19 protein-coding genes are annotated in these 18449 nt (G+C 57.2%); 6 read left to right on the top strand and 13 right to left on the bottom strand.

All coding sequences use genetic code 11. The features are described from left to right. Positions 1-606 precede the first annotated feature (606 nt). From BJ928_RS36760 to BJ928_RS36740, 5 genes are read right to left on the bottom strand one after another with little or no spacing between them, the layout of a single operon-like run. Positions 607-1377, bottom strand: a complete 771-nt coding sequence (locus BJ928_RS36760) for an ABC transporter permease (RefSeq protein ID WP_047636600.1) — start codon at positions 1375-1377, stop codon at positions 607-609. Next, positions 1374-2138, bottom strand: a complete 765-nt coding sequence (locus tag BJ928_RS36755) for an ABC transporter permease subunit (RefSeq protein WP_047636601.1) — start codon at positions 2136-2138, stop codon at positions 1374-1376. Before BJ928_RS36755 ends, BJ928_RS36760 begins: the two co-directional genes overlap by 4 nt. Then, on the bottom strand, positions 2135-2914 hold the full coding sequence (locus BJ928_RS36750; RefSeq protein WP_047636602.1) for an ABC transporter ATP-binding protein: 780 nt from the start codon (positions 2912-2914) through the stop codon (positions 2135-2137). The genes BJ928_RS36755 and BJ928_RS36750 overlap by 4 nt, the downstream gene beginning before the upstream one ends. A gap of 6 nt (positions 2915-2920) precedes the next feature. Further along, positions 2921-3625 (bottom strand): FCD domain-containing protein, encoded by a 705-nt coding sequence (locus BJ928_RS36745; protein ID WP_052228025.1) that lies wholly within the window; start codon positions 3623-3625, stop codon positions 2921-2923. Positions 3626-3639: 14 nt separating this feature from the next. Then, positions 3640-4575 carry an ABC transporter substrate-binding protein gene (locus BJ928_RS36740; protein WP_047636603.1) on the bottom strand — a complete coding sequence of 312 codons (936 nt, stop codon included), beginning with the start codon at positions 4573-4575 and terminating at the stop codon, positions 3640-3642. A gap of 114 nt (positions 4576-4689) precedes the next feature. Between BJ928_RS36740 and BJ928_RS36735 the strand changes: the two genes are divergently transcribed. The 3 genes from BJ928_RS36735 (at position 4690) to BJ928_RS36725 (ending at position 7490) form a co-directional block, all read left to right on the top strand. After that, positions 4690-5679 (top strand): fumarylacetoacetate hydrolase family protein, encoded by a 990-nt coding sequence (locus BJ928_RS36735; protein WP_047636604.1) that lies wholly within the window; start codon positions 4690-4692, stop codon positions 5677-5679. 32 nt (positions 5680-5711) lie between these two features. Next, complete coding sequence (locus BJ928_RS36730; RefSeq protein ID WP_047636605.1) at positions 5712-6488, top strand: cyclase family protein; 777 nt, start codon at positions 5712-5714, stop codon at positions 6486-6488. A 192-nt stretch (positions 6489-6680) separates the two neighbouring features. Next, entirely contained in the window at positions 6681-7490 is an 810-nt protein-coding gene (locus tag BJ928_RS36725) for an MBL fold metallo-hydrolase (RefSeq protein ID WP_047636607.1), read from the top strand. Between the two features lie 81 nt (positions 7491-7571). Here the strand turns inward: BJ928_RS36725 and BJ928_RS36720 are convergent, their stop codons facing one another. Beyond that, complete coding sequence (locus tag BJ928_RS36720) at positions 7572-8867, bottom strand: MFS transporter (RefSeq protein WP_047636608.1); 1296 nt, start codon at positions 8865-8867, stop codon at positions 7572-7574. Positions 8868-8955: 88 nt separating this feature from the next. After that, the gene (locus BJ928_RS39650; protein WP_245432780.1) at positions 8956-9129 is read right to left on the bottom strand and encodes a hypothetical protein; all 174 of its coding nucleotides are present in this window, start codon (positions 9127-9129) and stop codon (positions 8956-8958) included. Between the two features lie 48 nt (positions 9130-9177). Here BJ928_RS39650 and BJ928_RS39645 point away from each other — a divergent pair, with 48 nt between their 5' ends. Next, positions 9178-9768, top strand: coding sequence for a hypothetical protein (locus BJ928_RS39645; protein WP_245432778.1), 591 nt, complete (start codon positions 9178-9180; stop codon positions 9766-9768). A gap of 115 nt (positions 9769-9883) precedes the next feature. On the opposite strand, the gene BJ928_RS36710 is transcribed toward BJ928_RS39645, so the two are convergent. From BJ928_RS36710 to BJ928_RS36685, 6 genes are all read right to left on the bottom strand, one after another. After that, positions 9884-10768: a fumarylacetoacetate hydrolase family protein gene (locus BJ928_RS36710; protein WP_047636610.1), complete on the bottom strand. Its 885-nt coding sequence runs from the start codon at positions 10766-10768 to the stop codon at positions 9884-9886. Further along, entirely contained in the window at positions 10765-12429 is a 1665-nt protein-coding gene (locus BJ928_RS36705) for a bifunctional 3-(3-hydroxy-phenyl)propionate/3-hydroxycinnamic acid hydroxylase (RefSeq protein ID WP_052228028.1), read from the bottom strand. The genes BJ928_RS36710 and BJ928_RS36705 overlap by 4 nt, the downstream gene beginning before the upstream one ends. Positions 12430-12764: 335 nt before the next feature. Then, the gene (locus BJ928_RS36700; protein ID WP_052228029.1) at positions 12765-13958 is read right to left on the bottom strand and encodes a nuclear transport factor 2 family protein; all 1194 of its coding nucleotides are present in this window, start codon (positions 13956-13958) and stop codon (positions 12765-12767) included. A gap of 152 nt (positions 13959-14110) precedes the next feature. Beyond that, complete coding sequence (locus BJ928_RS36695; RefSeq protein ID WP_047636612.1) at positions 14111-15007, bottom strand: LysR family transcriptional regulator; 897 nt, start codon at positions 15005-15007, stop codon at positions 14111-14113. A gap of 297 nt (positions 15008-15304) precedes the next feature. Beyond that, positions 15305-15949, bottom strand: coding sequence for a 3-oxoacid CoA-transferase subunit B (locus BJ928_RS36690; protein WP_047636613.1), 645 nt, complete (start codon positions 15947-15949; stop codon positions 15305-15307). Beyond that, complete coding sequence (locus BJ928_RS36685) at positions 15949-16665, bottom strand: CoA transferase subunit A (RefSeq protein WP_047636615.1); 717 nt, start codon at positions 16663-16665, stop codon at positions 15949-15951. The genes BJ928_RS36690 and BJ928_RS36685 overlap by 1 nt, the downstream gene beginning before the upstream one ends. Positions 16666-16748: 83 nt before the next feature. Between BJ928_RS36685 and BJ928_RS36680 the strand changes: the two genes are divergently transcribed. Then, entirely contained in the window at positions 16749-17324 is a 576-nt protein-coding gene (locus BJ928_RS36680; RefSeq protein ID WP_047636616.1) for a PAS and helix-turn-helix domain-containing protein, read from the top strand. 490 nt (positions 17325-17814) lie between these two features. Beyond that, on the top strand, positions 17815-18270 hold the full coding sequence (locus tag BJ928_RS39640) for a hypothetical protein (RefSeq protein ID WP_245432776.1): 456 nt from the start codon (positions 17815-17817) through the stop codon (positions 18268-18270). Positions 18271-18449 lie beyond the last annotated feature (179 nt).

Below are 18449 nucleotides of genomic sequence, written 5' to 3'. Positions count from 1 at the left end.
GCCCCTCGGGCATCGCTCCTAACACACTCATTCAAACGCCTCCACTCAACTATACGCAATGGACAATACTAATGCCTTACCAAATTATTAATCTTTAGAATTTAGTCAATTATTATTCAATATATGTCTGTAATAGTATTTTAAGTGGGCCGCAGGTTAGCGGAGTGGGGTGTGCGTTATATTCTCGTGGCACCAGATTTTACTACAGCTGACGGCCCAGCCGCGCGAATAGGCGTACGAGTCTGTTCAAGAAAGCGGATATCTTGCGAGCCTCATGGTCATAAGCTTGATCATTGCGGTTTGGATGAAGGCGATGTTGAGTTTCACCTAGATTTGCGCCGATTTTTCATTTCGCATTGTATCACCTAATTGCATTTATGGTGTTGATTGAAAACATCTTCTCACGGTTTGGGCGGATCCGTCCGAGATGAAAAATTGGGGATGCGGACGATAATCAACACGGACTCTGAAAGACGCCCGACCCGCGCACCAAAGCCGCACCGATACGCACTCGTGTAAAAATTCACGACAGCTGGAGAGAACACATAGTCTCCGCTTTTAGGCGGTCTGCTGTGCGAATTGTTGAGCGAGAAATGCGGTTGTTAGTCAGCGCGCTCTCGAACGCCAAACGAGGAGCCGTTGTTCGAACATCGATATGGCCGCCGACGTTGCATAGCCGAGAGCTCCGAGCAGGATCACGCCGGCATAAAGGTCGGGCGCCCGGAACGAACGGGCCGACAGAAGGATCCAGTTGCCCAGTCCATTACGACCGGCAATCATCTCGCAGACGATCGACAGGATCAGCGCGACGGTAAGGCCAAGCCGCATGCCAGCCAGAATATCGGGTGACGCCGAAGGCAGCGCGACCTTCCAGATGACCTTTGCGCGTGAAAATCCGAGGGCTTGCGTCACTTCGTAAAGGCGCGGTTCCACGGTCGCAAAACCGTGAATGGTCGCCAGCAAAACGGGCCACATTGCCCCGAAAGCAATCACCGCAAGCACCATTCCATCCGATAGGCCGAAGATCGCAATGGCAACCGGGATCGTGGCCGAGGCCGGCAGAGGGCGTAGGAACTCAAGCATGGGGGCGAGATAGGCACGCAGCACAGGCGAACTGCCGATGGCAGCGCCGAGTGCGGCGCCTGCCAGCGAGGCGATCAGCCAGCCCCAGAACATGCGTTCAACCGTGGCGAGCAGCTTGGTGCCAAGATCTCCCTGGCTAAATCCGGTCATCAAGGCTTTCCATGCGCGATCAGGGCCGGGAAGGAAGACCGGATTGACCAATCGATTATCGGCGACGAGCTGCCAGAGCCAGACGAGGAAAATCGCCACTGCAACGCTCCCGGCGAGAAAGAGCAGGCGCGATCCCCATCTCATCTCGTTACTCCCACCGTGGCCGCGCGTCCCAGCAACCGGTGCTGTGCAACGGACAGCAAGGCATTGACGGCCCAGCCGAGCAGACCGGTCCAGACCAGATAGGCGAGCATGGTTGCCGGTTGCAGGCCCTGCTGGGCAACCAGAATTCCATAGCCGAGCCCAAGAGGGTTTACCGCGATCTCGACGGTTACCGCCACGACCAGTGCCATGGCCGCGGCAAGACGGAAGGCGACGATGATGCGCGGCAGGGCGGCCGGCAACACGATCGTGTAAAGGCGCTGCCATGTCGAAAGGCGAAGCGCACGGGCCACTTCCAACAGGCGCGGTTCGATACCCGCCATGGCGGAGCGGACGAGGATCATCATCGGCCAGATGCAGGAGAAGGCAACGATCGCGATTTCCATGCGGAACCCGAAACCGAATACCAGCATGGCAATCGGCAATACGGCCACCGATGGGATCGGCCTGATCAGTTCGACGCTCACTTCCATGAGTCGGTCGACCGTGCTGGCGATGCCAAACAGAATGCCAAGCATTAGGCCCATCAACCCGCCGAGAGCGAGGCCGGCGCCGGCGGCGATTAAAGTATCGCGTGTCGCCGCTAACAACGACGTATCGGCAATACTACGCAGGAGAGCGACGGCGATATCGCTGGGCGCGGCCAGTGACAATGATGTTGACCCCTCGACACGCATAGCGACTTCAGCGAGCAAGATTACTATCACCGGGACGACGAGCCCTTTCCACCACCCGGATTTCATTGTTCGGCTCTTTCGATGAAGTCGAATAGTGCACGGCGCAGCCGCAGGAATTCCGGCATTTCGCGTGTTTCAAGCTGGTTGCGTGGGCGAGGCAGATCGACATTCAATTCGATGCCGATGCGGCCGGGTCTCGGCAGCAGGCCGATGACCCTGTCTCCGAGATAGACGGCTTCTTCCAGATCATGCGTGACGAACAGCACGGTCGTGCCGGTTTCGGCGACCAGCGCCAGCATCTCGTCCTGCAGGCCCTGCCGCGTCATCGCGTCGAGCGCGCCGAATGGCTCGTCCATCAGCAGGACCGAGGGCTCCTGCGCCAGACAGCGCGCGATCTGGATGCGCTGCTGCATGCCGCCGGACATTTCGGTCGGATATTTATGCTCATGCCCGGCCAAGCCGACCTTGGCCAGCAGGGCGTAGCAACGGTCTGCGCGTTCGGCGCGAGGCGTTCCCGCTGCCTCCAGCGCAAGCGACACGTTGGATGCGGCGGTGCGCCAGGGCAGCAATGCCTTTCCATAATCCTGGAAGACGACAGCCACGTCGCGCCTCGGCACGGTGAGCGGCTGGCCCATGAAGCGCACTGTTCCGCCATTGGGGCGCACCAAACCGCCCGCCATGCGCAGGGCGGTTGTCTTGCCGCAGCCGGAAGGGCCGATGATGCAGACGATCTCGCCGCGGCGGATCGTCAGGGACAGGTCCGAGATGATTGCGCGGCTGCCATAAGCTAGGCTGATGCGTTCGAAACTGATGACTGCATTGCTCGTTGTCATAGCGTCCATGTGTTTTTACTTCCCGACCAAAGGCGTGGCCCCGTGGTAGACGATGTCCAAGGTCTGATGAAGATGAGCGGAAAGCTCTGCTTCCGCCCGTTTAGCGTCTCTCGAAAGCACGATTTCCGCTAGAAGCCGGTGTTGCTCGATGAAGCGCTCGGGATGATCGATCCGGCTCATCATCGTGCGCCTGTAGCGGTAGGCCTGATAATAGAGGTCGTCGTGAAGGCGCAGGAGGCGTTCAGAGCCGCAGGCCTCGAGAAGTGAACGGTGAAACCCCTTATGCAGATGGTCGAATTCCGATGATCCTTCACGCATGGTCTCCGGATCGCGCTCGACCGAACGGACAAGGCGGTGCATGGAAGACAGGATGCCTGCCTCCCAATCATCCAGTCCGTCGCGCATGGAGCGACGAAGCGCCTCGGTCTCGGCGAGGATGCGCACCTGTGTGATGTCGGCGAGGTCCGCTTCGGAAACGCTTGCGACGCGAAAACCTCTCTGCCCGACGGCGGAAACGAGACCGCGGGACACCAGGCGCGAAAGCCCTTCCCGCAATGGGGTCGCTCCGATCTCATATCGCTCGGAAAGGGCCTGAATGCCAAGCCGATCACCCGGCTGCCACACGCCGGCGAGAATATCGTGCTCCAAGACTGCAGCAGCTCTTTCGCTGAGGGTCTCGGAGTTTGCGAGCTCCGCCACGGTTCCGAACAACTTGGTCACGCATCACTCCCTTACTATTTCTCAATCAGTGTAGCCGTATCCGGCTTTCCCTGCAGCATGTGTTGCTGTGCCATGGTAGCGGCCCACCAGTCGAGTTGTTCCTGGTTGAGCGTCGGGTCGGAGAACGATAGCTTCATCTTCGACAGAACGGTCGGTGGGATCTTGGTAAAATCGGCGATCGCCTTGCGCCCCGCATCGGGATCGTCGTTGACGATCTTTGCCGCCTCGCCGATTGCAGCACGAAATGCCGCGATCGGCTGAGGATTGGCATCGGCCCATTCGCGTGTTGCGGCGTAAAGGATGGCCGGCCGGCCGTCGGGAACCGTCTTGATGAAGTATCCCGCGTTGATGCCAACCTTCGATTCGATGATGCGCGACATCATCGGCTCGGCTGTTACGACGGCATCAACGGCACCGGATTTCAGTGTGTCACTCATGGTCGGAAAGGTGACTTCGACGAAGTTGACCTGTTTCGGATCAACGCCATTGTCGATCAGCCATTTCGAAAACAGCACCTGAAGAAATGCGCCGATGCCAGGCGCGCCGACCTTCTTGCCGACAAAGTCGGCCGGCTTGGCGATGCCGCTATTCGGTCCGACCAGAACACCGACGCTGTCGTAGGTCGATTGCGCCGTTGAACTCGCACCGGCAACGCCGACAAGGTCGAGTCCGCCATCGACGGCTTGCAGGAACACCGTCGGCGTCGGACCGCCGATCTGTACGGAGTCCGAAAGGAGTGCCGCGGGAATATTGGAATTCAGGCCGATCAACGTCATCGAAACATCGAGGCCGTGCTTCTTGAATATGCCTTGCTCAAGCGCGACCGCAGCGGATGCGCAGTCGGTGGTCGCCGTACATCCGATATTGATTTTCGTCTCGGCTGCTGCAGCTCCCGTCCAAGCGACAATGGCAAGGCCTGCGGCGATCGCGGCCTTCGAAATCGAGCTCATGTTTTCTCCTCCCAAAGAAACCTGCTTCCCAACCGGGGCAGTTTCATATATCGATAAAAGCATAAAATATATATGATCTCAAGTCATCTATAGAATTTGGAGGAGAAGGAGCCAATGAAACTTGCGACCTATAAAACCGCCGCTGGCGATATCAGCGTGGGAATCGTGCATGCCGACAACAGCCGCGTGTTCGACCTACACGCTGCGGCCGGCAAAAGCGGCATCGGTAATTTGGATCGCTTCACATCCATGATTGCATTGATTGAGGGCGGGGATGCCGCATTGGCTGACGCCTCGGAACTGTTTAAGAGACATGTCGGCGACGCCGACCTCTCCGTTGCGATCACCGATGTGCGCCTGCTATCTCCATTGCCCCGACCAACGCAGATGCGCGATGGCATGAGTTACGAGATCCACATCCGCCAATCGTCGCGCGGTATACGCCGACTGGCCCTGGGTGGTGACGAGCAGGCGATCGCCGCGTTGGATGCGGAACCGCTGCCGCCGCTTGCCGACGTCTACAAGCAACTGCCGATCTACTACATCACCAATCGGATGATTGTTTCAGGACCAGAAGATACCGTCGTCTGGCCCGATTATTCCAAGGTCATGGACTACGAGCTGGAATATGGCGTTATTGTTGGCAAGAGCGGTAAGGATATCAGCGCGGCGAACGCGCGCGACCATATCTTCGGCTATACGATCTTCAACGATTTCTCGGCTCGCGACCAGCAAGCCAAGGAGATGCCAGGCTGGCTTGGGCCGGCCAAGGGCAAGAGCTTCGACGGCGCCAATGTGCTTGGGCCCTGGATCGTCACCAAGGATGAAATCACCGACCCCTATTCGCTCAAGGCTTCCGTGCGTGTGAACGGCGAGCTGCGTTGCGAGAGCTCGACGGCCGGGATGCTCTTCAGCTTCGAGAAGCTTCTGGCGCACATGTCGCAGGGGGAGACTGTTCATGCCGGCGAATTCATTGGCTCCGGCACCATCGGCAATGGCTGCGGCCTTGAAACCGGCATCTTTCTGGAAGACGGCGATGTCATCGAACTGGAGATCGAAAAGATCGGCGTTCTGAAGAACAAGGTTGTGCGTCGCGGCAAGTGACGGCGGACCACGTATAGCGGAGGAGGTAACCCATGACCCAGCGTATCATCGATCTGTCAGTGCCGATCGCCAACGATATCCCGGCCGATCCACCGATCCAGATTCCGGCGATCACCTATATCGATCACAGCCAAAGCCTTAAGCAGATCCTTTCCTTCTTTCCCGGCCTCAAGGCGGAAGACCTGCCGGATGGCGCCGGTTGGGCGGTGGAGCACATTGCGCTCTCCACCCACAATGGAACGCATCTGGATGCCCCCTGGCACTATCATCCGACGATGAACCATGGCGAGCCGGCCTGGCGCATAGATCAGGTTCCGCTGGAATGGTGCTATCAGCCCGGCGTCAAGCTCGACTTCCGTCATTTCCCTGATGGCTATGTTGCAACGGCTGCCGATGTCGAGGCCGAGCTGAAGCGCATCGGCCACAAGCTGAGCCCGCTTGAGATCGTGGTCGTCAACACATCGGCCGGCGCCAAGTTCGGCCAGGCGGATTATGTCGCGAGCGGCTGCGGCATGGGCTATGAGGCGACCATGTACCTGACCGATCAGGGTGTGCGCGTCACCGGCACGGATGGCTGGAGCTGGGATGCGCCTTTTGTGCACACGGCGAAAAAATATACGGAAACCGGCGATGCTTCCCTCATCTGGGAAGGGCACAAGGCGGGCCGCCACACAGGCTATTGCCACATCGAAAAGCTGCACAATCTCGAGGCGCTCCCCTCGACCGGCTTCATTCTCAGCTGCTTCCCCGTGAAGATCGAGAATGCATCGGCCGGATGGACCCGCGCGGTCGCCATTATTTCGGAATGAACTGGTGGCTCCATCCCATCGGGAGTGGAAAAAAGGCGGGTTTTCCGACGAGGAAGGCGACGAAGATCGTCAATTCATTCGTAGCGCAAGCCCCATATTTGCCTGTCATCTTGTTGAAAATTCAGCTGAGAGCTCTACGATTAGCTGCGAAACGACAGGTTGCGGGTAGTTACAAACGGGGTGCAGAAAATCATGAAGAAACTCGAATCCGGCACTAACTTCGCTCGTTATGCACTCGGGGATCTGACCGTAATTGCGTTGCGCGACGGGTACGTGGATATGCCGGCCAGTCGGCTGCGTCGTCAGGGGAACATTCCTTTTGGCACGGATCTTCCCGAGGAGGTCCAATTGGTCAATGGAAAACTTCGCCTATCGGTCAATGCCTTTTTGATCGTCGACCAGGGTGACCACATCCTAATTGATACGGGTGCGGCGAACTCGTGGGAGCCCACCATGGGCTTACTTCCGCAGGGATTGGTCGAAGCCGGGATCGATCGGAGTGATATCCAAACCGTGGCGTTGACGCACACGCACGAAGATCACTCACATGGCTTGGTTGCCGCGGATGGCAGCGATGCATTTCCAAATCTCAAGCGTCTTCTCGTTCCTGCACCCGAGGTGCCGATGTTTGATAGAATCGAGCGCGTCAGCCGGTTCAGGGGACTGCGCTTGCCTGTTGGCAACGGCTTCAAGGTCAGCGCTGGTGTGACTGCAATCCACGCCCACGGCCATGAAATCGGCCATACCGCATATGAGGTTTCAAGCGCCGGAGAGACCCTTCTGATCTGGGGAGACGTGATCCATGTGCAATCCGTTCAGTTCGCGAAACCAGAGCTGACTTGGGAGTATGATGCTGACCAGAACACTGCGCGTTCGACGCGGCAGCAGATGCTGGTTCGTGCAGCGGAGCCGAATGTCTTTGTCGCAGGCGCGCATCTGGACTTTCCAGGCGTTGGGAAAGTCAGCAGGAGCTCTGATTCCTTTGTCTATGAGGGGCTTTGAGGAAAGAGCGATCTCCTTCAAGACCAAGTTGATTGCATTCCGCGCCGAATTAACCTGCCGCAGGTCGCGTTGGTAGATGTGTTATACTGAATCCTGCCTTCGCAGGGCCGCCACAACCTTTGGCGGCTCTGGCAGGCGCGACGCCGGTTCGGCCTGAGCGACTGCCTGAGCTTGCCGTTCAGCGATGCGCCGTGGATCGGGCAGGGAAAACAGGATCCCAGCGCCTACAAGGGTGCCGACGGTCGAAACCGCGAGCGCCAGCGAATAGCCTCCCCAACCCACGAGGTAGGTAATCAGAGCGGGGCTCGCACCAGCCGACATGATAAAGATACCGTAGGCAAGCCCATAGAGGCGGCCAAATCGGTTTAGGCCAAAGTAGCGCGAGATGAAGTAGGCCATGATGTCCAGTTCCGCGCCGATCGTCAGGCCGATCGCGAGGGCTGCCACTCCCATGCATATTGGGTTCGAAAACAGAAGCAGCAGGCAACCGAGAGCCGAGATTGTAAATGTGATGGTTGCCACCAGAGACGGCGACAGTCGGTCCAGAGCAGTTCCTGATCCCAGTCGTCCCACCAGGATTGCAACGCCCACGAGCGACTGGACTTCCGCCGCGGCCGTCGGGGTGAAGCCGCGCTCGCGGAGAAGCGTGATCAGATGGAAAAGGTACCCGCCGCTGAAGAACGCCGGGGCAAGAAATCCGACAAGCATCAGCCAAAACAAAGGGCGCTTAAGTGGCGAGACACCCTCAGCGGCCTGAGCGCTTGGCTTTGAGACAATGGGATGGAGCTGTCCCTCGCTTCTGACGAGGAGAAGCCCTCCGCCGCCAAGACATGCCACCAGCGCCGCCATGATCAGGTAGCCGGTTCGCCATCCCCATTCACCGATCACCCAGGTCGCCCACATCGGGGCGGTGATCGCCATCAGGCCCAAACCGCTGATCATCGTCCCGAGTGCCAGTCCGCGCGCACGATCGAAGCGAGCGGCTACCATTCGCGCGAAGCCGGGCGGGGTTGTGCCGGCACCAAGGAATGCCAGCAGCATGATGCAGGAAAGATAGATTCCGAAACTGGCAGGTATCTGGCTCAATAGCGCAAATGCAGCGGCTTCACCAAGAACCGAGAAGGCAACGATACGCAATGGACCGAATCGATCCATGAGAGCGCCCGCGAAAGGCGAACAAACGGCGACGACCGTCGATAGGAGAAACGTTGCCAAGGATAGTTGTTGCTTGGTGAAATCCGACTCCTGCATGAGTGCAGGGACGAAAGCGCCGCTGGTATAGGCTTGCAGGCCTATGGTGCCGATGGAGGCCGCGATTGTGCATCCAAGCAAGGTGCGCCAGTGTTGCGCGAGCTCGCGCGTTGCTGTCTGTGTCAATTCTTCCTCCCTTATTTCCCAGACAATCACAGATCGGACTATCTGGTCGAATGCTCATCCCAAAACTGCATTCAGATTTCCCGCGGACTCAGACGCCCTGTTTGAGAAACCCCTCCGGGGGACCAGGGCCCCAGATGCCGATATCCTGCCCGGCTGGCCAGGTTTTCGGCCGTTGCGGGCGATCGCCATGCCAGGGACGCGGGTCGTAATAGCCGAGAGCCTCGTTTGTCATACGGTCCATCTCGGCATAGAACTCGATCATCTGGCCTTCCGGATTGATGTGGTATGTCGCGATATTGTGACCCGGACCATGGCGAACCGGCCCCCAGATAACTTTGCGTTCTGCCTGAGCGAGGACGTCACAGGCGCTTGTGAGCGTAGCGGAGTCCTGCATCTCGAAGGCGATATGATGCAGCCGCGAGCGATCGGATTGGATAAAATTGAGGGTATGGTGCTCGACACCCGTTCGCATGAAAACGAAATGTTCGCCGATACGGTCAGCTACCTTAAGACCGAGAACACTCCCGTAAAATTCACAGGTTCTTGCGACATCGGGCACACAACGGGCAACGTGGCCGATCCGCAGCGGCGCGACGCCGTGGCTTGGGCTCGCCGGATGAATCCGCCGATCAGATATGAGTTCGATTTCAAAGCCATCCAGATCAATGAAGACCACGCTGCTCGCAACGCCGGGATGCGGATCGTGCCGGATTTCGGCGGCAATTCCGTCGTCAGCCAGCTGTCGGCGAATTTCCTCCCCACTCTTGTCGACATGCGTGAGAAGCGCCAAGCCGGTCAATGCAGTTGCTTGGCCTCGGCGAAGCAGCAATGCATCGGCACCGGAACGGGTGGCAAGATAGGCGTGATCGCTGCCGCGTTCGACAAGGCAAAGCCCGACTAAATCCGTATAATATGCGACTTGCCTGTCGAGATCGACGGTGTTGAGTACCGCGTGATTTAAACCTAAAGCGCTCACCAAAAGCCTCCCGTCTTTCTTCCTGTTATAATCGAGTGAATCACAGCGCTGCCTCAGCGACGGTTTCACGAACGATACGGGCCTCAATCGCGCCTATTCGCTCTATCTCGCAGCGCACCACGTCACCCGGCTGCAGAAGTCCCGGTGGGTTGAGGGCAGCCCCTGTTCCCGCAGGTGTGCCAGTTGCGATGACGTCCCCTGGCTCCAGGGTGCAAACCGTCGAGAGATAGGCGATCTGCTCGAAACAATTGTTGAGCATTTCGCCAGTCCGTCCGGATTGGCGCAGCCCTCCGTTGACCGTACAGGTGATCAGCAGATCGTGAGGGTCTGGAATTTCGTCCGGTGTGACCAGCCAGGGGCCAAGTGGGCCGTGACTATCGAAGGATTTGCCCAGCATGATAGTGGGGCTGCGTTTTTGCCAATCACGAGCGCTCACATCATTACAGATCGTGTAGCCTGCAATGACACTCGCAGCGTCTTCAGGCTTCACCCGCCGGCAACGTCTCCCGATGACGATTGCAAGTTCAGCCTCATAATCGAGCGCAGATGTCTCCGGCGGCATGAGGATGGGGGCGTAGGGGTCATTGATGCAGGACGGCAGTTTGGCAAACCAGCGCTGAAAAACTGGAGGGACATATCCGGAGTTTGTCGCCAGAACTTCGTCGATATGACTTTGATAATTGGCAGCGATCGCCAGGAATTTGCTGGGGTGCTGTATGGGGGCGTGCAATGTGACCCGTGACAGTGCTATTCCCGAACCCGTATCCAGAGCCCGGCGCGCAAACTCGAGACCATCCCGGCGGGCAAAGAGCAAGCTTTCGAGAGAGCCGAAATGGGGGCTCTCATCGGAGATATCGAAAATCATCTCGTCGCGCACCGCGCCGACGGATCGTCTGCCATTCAGGCTAAAAACAGCCAATTTCATTTTGCACCTCCCACGAGCAACGACTCGTGAGCTTCCTTGTCTTGAGTAGGTTTGGAAGGAGGGCAGGCGGCATCGCCTGGCTCCAATTGCCCAAGCAGATCAGAAATCTGCCGGTGTAGATCGCTGGCCGTTGGCGCCAGGCCATAAATGTAGCGGTCTGGTCGGACGAGAATGGCGATTGCCTTGCTTTCGGACATCCAGTTGGCAAACCGCTCTTCGATGTCGCAGAGCATCTCTTCGGACCCATATGCGCCAATCGTGATGACCTGACCGCCAGCCGCCTTCCATCTCGCAAGGGTTCGAGGCTCCAGCTTCAACTCGCAAGAATCATGGGGTGATAGGATCGCGAACCGTCCGTTGAGTTTGGTGTCGAGCCTAACAACGGCGCCGTCATCCGCGACTGCGAATTCCGGAAGCCTAAGGCCTCCCGTCTCTGCATCAATGAGGCCGGATCTGATTGGTGGAACGATGTCCGCAATCGCAACGGTGCCCTTTCGAGCGATCTCGGTAGTCCTGAACTCGTTGTCGCGATCTCGGGCTCGCTCAGGATCGGTGATGCACACTGCGGCTCCGGCGCGAACCGAAGCCGCAATGATCTCTCGCACATGCGGCTCCCGCTCCACCTGATAGTCATCCAGAAACCTCTGGTTGGGTGCTTGCCGAAAGGCGTGCGACAGACGCCAAATTAGCTGCGCTGCATCGCGAATGCCATGGCACATGCCCTGGCCAAAGAAGGGAGGTGTTTGATGTGCCGCATCGCCCAGGAGGAAGGTCGATCCATGTCGCCAGGTTTCCGCGACAAGCGCCCGGAATCGGTAGACGGCGGAGCGTATGATCTCGACGTTGCCGGGATCGACCCAATCCGAAAGGCGCTCGAGAATCCTCCGGGGCTGCCGCGCCTCTTCGTCGCGTTCACCCTGCAGGAGCATATATTCCCATCGGCGATGCTTGCCCACACCCGGGATCAACGTCGCTGGCTGCCTGGGATCGCAGACCATAAGGGAATAGCGGCCGTCACGGACTTCCGGTGGGATCTCGTAGAATTCCGGCCAACGCATTGATCCATTAACGTAAGCATCAATAACCAGCCAGCGCTCCTCGAAACCGATATCATCAAGGCCAATACCCAAGCATTTGCGGATGCTGCTGCTGGCTCCGTCGCAAGCCAAGAGATAACGGGCCTTGGCCTCGAAATGTCGTTTGGAGATGTCTTTGCCCGTGAGCGTTACACTATCATCCGTCGAGACGACCGATTGAACCTCGCAACCTTGCTCAATCCTCACATTTGGATAGCGGGCGAGTCCTTTTCTCAGCGCTGCCTCAAGCTGGGGCTGGTAGAATATATTGCTTTGCCACCAGGCTTTCGAGTGTGCGGGACGGCGACTGTGAAAGCTTCGGATGGGGTGGCCGTCGCTGCCCAGATAGATCGAGCCACCAAGTGGACGCGTGATGCCGGTCAACTCCTCGGCAAGCCCTATCTGATCAAAAATGCGCATGATCTCGGCGTCGAATACGATCGCCCGTGGCAACGCGAAAGGCTCAAACTCTTTCTCAAGGACAAGCACGTCGAAGCCGGCAGTCGCAGCCAGATTGGCCGCGACTGCCCCCACCGGCCCCAGCCCCACAATAATGATGTCCGCACTTAGAACTTGGCCTTGCAACAGTTTTTCCTCCCTGACAGTCAGGCGCCGGAGCGCTGACATGCAGCTAGGTTAGCGGACCAAGGAGTACCTCTACAAAGACAATTGGGGCGGATTGCGATAACCGGAAGTTATCGCTAGGCCGCAATTAGTCGTATGTCGTGAGGATGAGGGATATTTGGCCACGGCTACGTCCGGGCAAGTAGCTTTCCGATCGGGCTTTTTGGGCCGGCCCCCAAACAAAAGTACCCGGCTGCGGAAAATGACTCCGCGGCCGGGCCTGAAATCGCTCTGCCCTCAAAACTCAAATACAGGATAGATAACGCGCCTGATCTTCAAAGGCAGCCTTCAACATTTCAAGTGCCGCGGCTTACATAAGTGTAAAGTGGATCGCTGGCGCCGCGTTGACCCATCAGGAAGGGCTTACCTGGATACTTGTCCCAATATTTTGCAGTTTCTGGTTCCATTCGGCTCCAGTCGAAGATGACATCTCGATGCACAATCGCCCATCGTCCCTGACGGCGCTCGAACTTGTCGAGATATCGGCCCCCGATCGTGGCGTCGGTACCGTCTGTCACTTGGCACCAGGCGACATGATAGGACTCGACGAAGGCATGATCGGCGTCCTCGAATTCGGGAAGAATGTTGGTGATCAGATGAAACATTCCCTTGATCGGCGATCCCGGTTTTGGACGGGTAAATGAGACAACATCGATGAAGTCTCTTGCCAGTCCCTCAAATTCGCCATGACGTTCGGTAGCGCCGGCATGATAGCAGCTGTGCGCCAGCTCTGCGTCTGAGCGGTCACCGGCCCTGGCGCGACGATAGAGCACTTCTGCAATCGACTGCTTATCGAGAAGTCGTTGAACGGGGTCCATGGCGGATGTGTCCTGTAGATCTGGAGAATGAATTGTACTGGGAAGCTGGCCGCGATGCGAGCCGCCGAGCCGGTACAGGGGATCGTTGGCATCGCGGCGGCCAAGCAACGCTCGCGGTTGGCGGCCTGGGTCCCAAAAGCTTTCGGTAGTCGGCACAATGTGCGACCAGTCGTAGACGATGTCTCGATGCTGGATGAGCCAGCGCCCGTCGACCTGCCTGAAAGTATCCAGGTAACGTCCGCCGATGTGAAAGAAACTAGTCCCCCCCGGTAGCTCAAATGTCTCATGAGCCACGTGGTAGCTTTCGACAAAAATATCTCTGCCTCGCATTTGGAACAGTGCGTTGCCGATGACATGAAGCTTGCTCAGGCAGACCGGGCCTTCCGAGAAGGCTTTCTCCAGATTATCGATGAACCCGTGCATTAATCCTTGGTAGGTTCCGTGATTGTCCGTTCCGTCAACAGGATGGCAGCGACGCATCAGCGCCGGATCATATCGATCTGCGCCTCGGGCGCGAGCATGGAGAAGCTCCAATATCTCCTGCTTGGCAACATGAAACTCTATGGGCGCCATCATGGTCTCGACCGTAACGGGAGCCTCTTGGAGGGCAGGCGCGGCGGCCTTTCCCGGTTGTGCCAAGTCATACGTGGCCGGATGTAGCGTTTTCTCCAACGATTTCCTCCCTGCGATTACGCTGTTGTCACCATGGTGCAACCCGCCGAAGTTACCCGATACGCAACATGGATGACAAAGACAGTTACATCGATTTGCGATAACCGGAGGTAATCGCAGATGCCCGTGTAATTTCGGTGGCGGAGCAGCCGCTACTTGAATTTCTTACAGCGACCGCGGATCAGGTCCATGACCTTGCGAGCGCCGGGCAGGAGCGTGTTGTGCTCGCGAAAAGCTAACCCAACTCTCTCCAATGGGAAGCCAAATTCGGTGTCGAGGAAACTGAGTTCCGATGTGTCGTTTTCCTGCAGCAACGACGATGGCAAGACGCCAATAAGGTCAGATCGCGAGATCATGGAGACGAAGAGAACGGCCGTGCTAACTCTGATCGTCGATTGGGGTGGAGTTAGGCCGGCATCTAAATAGGCACCGTCAACGCACTCTTTGTGCGCAGCCGGAAACTCGGGAATGAGCCAGTGATATCCGGCCAGATCCCTCAATGTCGGTTTTGGCCGAAGCGCTAACGGGTGGTCTTTGCGCACGACGACGGCGGGATAAGACTCGACAAGCGGCTCATAGACGAGGCTTATCGGCGAGGTTTCACTTGGAAGAAAAAGCAGCGCGACATCGAGCTCGCCTTCTCGCAAGGCCACGAGCAGCTCCGAGGAGAAGCCAACCCTGATCTTGAGATTGAGGCCCGGATGCGAGCTGAGAATATCCAGTGCGACATCGCTGATCACGGATGTCAAAGTGGGAATGACACCGATGACGACGGTACCGCGTGTCATGCCGCGCATGGCATCAATTTCCGCAACAGCGCTGCGTGCGGCATTTTCGATTACCTTGGCATAGCGGTAGAGCGTGTCTCCATAGGCTGTTGGAGCGACGCCGCGGGGAAGGCGATCGAGCAGTTTTTCGCCAATCTGGGCCTCGAGTTCGGCAATTGCCTTACTGAGCGCGGGCTGAGAGACATGAACCGTTTCGGCGGCGGCGTGCATGTTTTTGCATTCAACGCAGGCCACGAAATACCGCAAAAGTCTCATATCCATTCGTTTTTCCCACTCTTCCATCCGCTATGCCGGATCAGACGGCATAGCCTATCCGCTTCGCTAAGTGGCTTCCAGTCGAACTCACATGTTACCAAATTCACTAAGGTGGCGGCGTTGCAAGTCAGTGGTCTAGAGGGTAGCCGGCCAGGGAGGAAAAGGTGAAGAAAGAAGGTAATCTACCGAGAGATCTTACGACCGCTGAGAGGGGCGAGTACCTTTCTTAGCGTGCAGCCCCAACCTGGGAAGACTCGATAGTTCGACCGACGCCCCCGCGCTTTAAGATTTTCCAAGTGAGGTTCACTGGAAGGCGAGGGTGAAACTAGCCTTTGTTTTCGCCTGAATTTCCTCGATCGACACACCGGTCGCCAATTCGATCAAGACCAACTGCGGCTCACCGCGTCTGGCGACGGTAAAGACCCCAAGATCTGTGATCAGAAGATCGGTGACACGCTTTCCGGTCAGCGGCAGCGTGCATTCCTTCAGCACTTTCGATGCGCCCTTGGCTTCGTGTTCCATGACCACGACAACACGCTGCACGCCGGCAACGAGATCCATCGCACCGCCCATTCCCTTGATCATCTTGCCCGGGATCATCCAGTTCGCAAGGTCGCCATTCTCAGCCACCTGCATGGCACCGAGAATGGCAAGATTGATATGGCCTCCCCGGATCATCGCGAAGCTTTCGGCGCTCGAGAAATAGCTGCTTTCGGGCAGTTCCGTGATGGTTTGCTTTCCGGCATTGATCAGATCGGCATCCTCTTCTCCCTCGAAGGGAAATGGACCCATCCCCAGCATTCCGTTTTCGCTCTGCAGCCGCACGTCGATACCCGCCGGGATGTAATTTGCTACCAATGTCGGAATGCCGATTCCAAGGTTGACGTAGAAGCCGTCCTGCAATTCGCGAGCAGCCCGAGCTGCCATTTGTTCACGATTCCAAGCCATTAGTGGTTAGCCTCCACGTGGGGTTTTCTGACTGTGCGTTGCTCGATCCGCTTTATGCCGTCAGCCACCTCGACAATCCGGGATACGAAAATTCCGGGCGTATGGATGTGGTCGGCGCCGATCTGTCCATTCTTGACCAGGGATTCAACCTCGGCGACGACGACCTTGCCAGCAGTTGCCATCACGGGATTGAAGTTACGTGCGGTTTTCCGGTAAACGAGATTGCCCTCGGCATCACCCTTCCAGGCGTGAATGAGCGCCAGGTCGGCGACCAGTCCTTCCTCCATGACGTAGGGCTCGCCATTGAATTCTCTGATTTCCTTGCCCTCGGCAATAATGGTTCCGACGCCTGTCTTCGTGTAGAACGCCGCGATGCCGGCGCCGCCGGCGCGGATCCTCTCTGCCAGAGTTCCTTGTGGATTGAACTCAAGTTCGAGCTCGCCGCCGAGATACTGCTGCTCGAAAGTCTTGTTCTCGCCGACGTAGGAAGAGATCATCTTGCGGATCTGGCGGCTCTCCAGGAGGCGACCCAGACCAATCCCGTCGATACCGGCGTTGTTGGAGATGACAGTCAGGTCTTTCACACCGGAAAGCCGAACCGCTTCGATCAGCGCCTCGGGAATACCACATAGACCGAAGCCGCCGGCCATGATGACCATGCCGTCTTTCAGAAGGCCGGCCAGCACCTGCCTTGTGTCGCTATAAACCTTGTTCATCTGCTTCCTCCCAACCTGCCATGTCAGATTTGTTCAAAAAATAGTCCTTGAATTCAGGAGTGGGTTAGCCGTATTTACACTGCATGCCTTCCATTGAAATCCGCCCGTTTCGGGACAAGGAAGTCCAATCTCTCCGCTTCTTGCTGAGCGATATTCCTGTACCCATGGTCTGTGCCGCCTACCGCATCATTCGCGACTGCAATGCTGCCTTTGCAGGGCTTTTCGGCTATGAGCGCGAGGATCTGATTGATCAGAGTTTCGCACGCCTTTACCCGGAAATCTCCGATTTCGCCCGGACCGGTCGGATGTGGCAGGAACATCTTCATGGCGGACAGTCATATTATGATGAGCGCGTTATGACCGATCAGGCAGGCGCGCGGTTCTGGTGTCAGGTTAGTGGACGGACGCTTCAACCGAACGATCCGTTTGCTCTTGCCTTATATTGCTTCCAGAAGATGAACCGGTCGCTTGATGCCGGTCAATTGCCGCTGACGGCACGTCAGCGGCAAATCATGGCGCTCGTTGCTCAGGGTAAAACCAACGCGGAGATCGGGCTGGAGCTACGGCTCTCCAAGCGGACGATTGAATCCCACCGTGCCCGATTGATGTCGCGGGTGGGAGCCTCCAATAGCGCAGAGCTCGTTTCCTGGTTTAGCTAGGAAATTAGATGGAGACGCCCGCGGATTTACCCGCGAGCTTGCCGGAAAGACCCGCTCGCAGCTTGAAGGTTTTGGATCCGACAGTTTCCCTGAAACCCATGCCGTGAGTTTTGCGCTTATTGCCTGTACCTCAAGCTACGTGAAGTCTCATCATCCCAATGAGTGTAAAACAGCACCGAAGCGTGACCCTAGGGCGCTAATTCCTACATCATTGAAAATAATAAGATAATCTCGAAATCACCGGGGTCTCAATCGGCGCCGATCGGGAACCCGCTCAAATCAAAAATGTCTATTTTTATCAGATTGTTATCTGAAGCTATGGGTGGGTTACAGTTCGGCGCTGACTCACATGCCTCAGGTCCGACCATAGCTCGACCGGCCGAGAGAGGTTGCGGCTGTGGTGCGGATCCGGCCTCCTAGGGCGCAAGCCTCGACGTTAGCGTTGCCAGATTAGCGAAAGAAGACGGAGTAGCTCCGAGCGCTCGCTTGGATGAAGGTTTACAAGAAGGCGCTCCTCATGAGCCGAAAGGAGCGCAAACGAATTGCTGGTGACGTCAAAACCGCGTTTGGTCGCATAGAGCCTTTGAATTCGCTGGTCTGTTTCATCGGTCTCTCGAAGGACGAGACCTTGCCCCTCGAGGTCTGCCAATATCGATACGATGTTGGACCTCTGCATGTCGAGCACGCGGCAAATCTCGGCGGCTGTCGCCCCCGGCTTCTCAATGACATTGCAAAGGACGCTCATGGAGACTGGGCGAAGGTTAACGTCTGCCAACGCGGCTGTGGAGCCTTGGAGATCCATCACGGAGGCTCTGCGCAAGTGATATCCCACAAGATCTTCAAGAGATCGCACGGTCAGCCGTTTTTCCGGTGTGGCGAGCTCGTGTTTCCTTGGCATCTGTCGTCCCATGATGATTTAGCTTGCATCCTTCTTATTGCTATGTGATATAGCAGTCAATTGCTATGTGATATAGCGATATGATCGCAGCTCTGATTTAAGCTCGTCAAATGCAGGAGATCGAAATGGCCAACTGTCCGTCGTCGAATGATTTGAGACTTTTTGGGCTCTGGAAGAATGGAGTTTCCGGCTCAGTTTGCGGGTTGATTTAAGCCGCTTTGGCCTGG

The organism is Rhizobium sp. WW_1, assembly GCF_003610155.1.
Taxonomy (GTDB): Bacteria; Pseudomonadota; Alphaproteobacteria; order Rhizobiales; family Rhizobiaceae; genus Rhizobium; species Rhizobium tropici_A.
The sequence above is the reverse complement of the archived record's forward strand: the minus strand, read 5'-3'. Positions and strand labels throughout refer to the sequence as shown.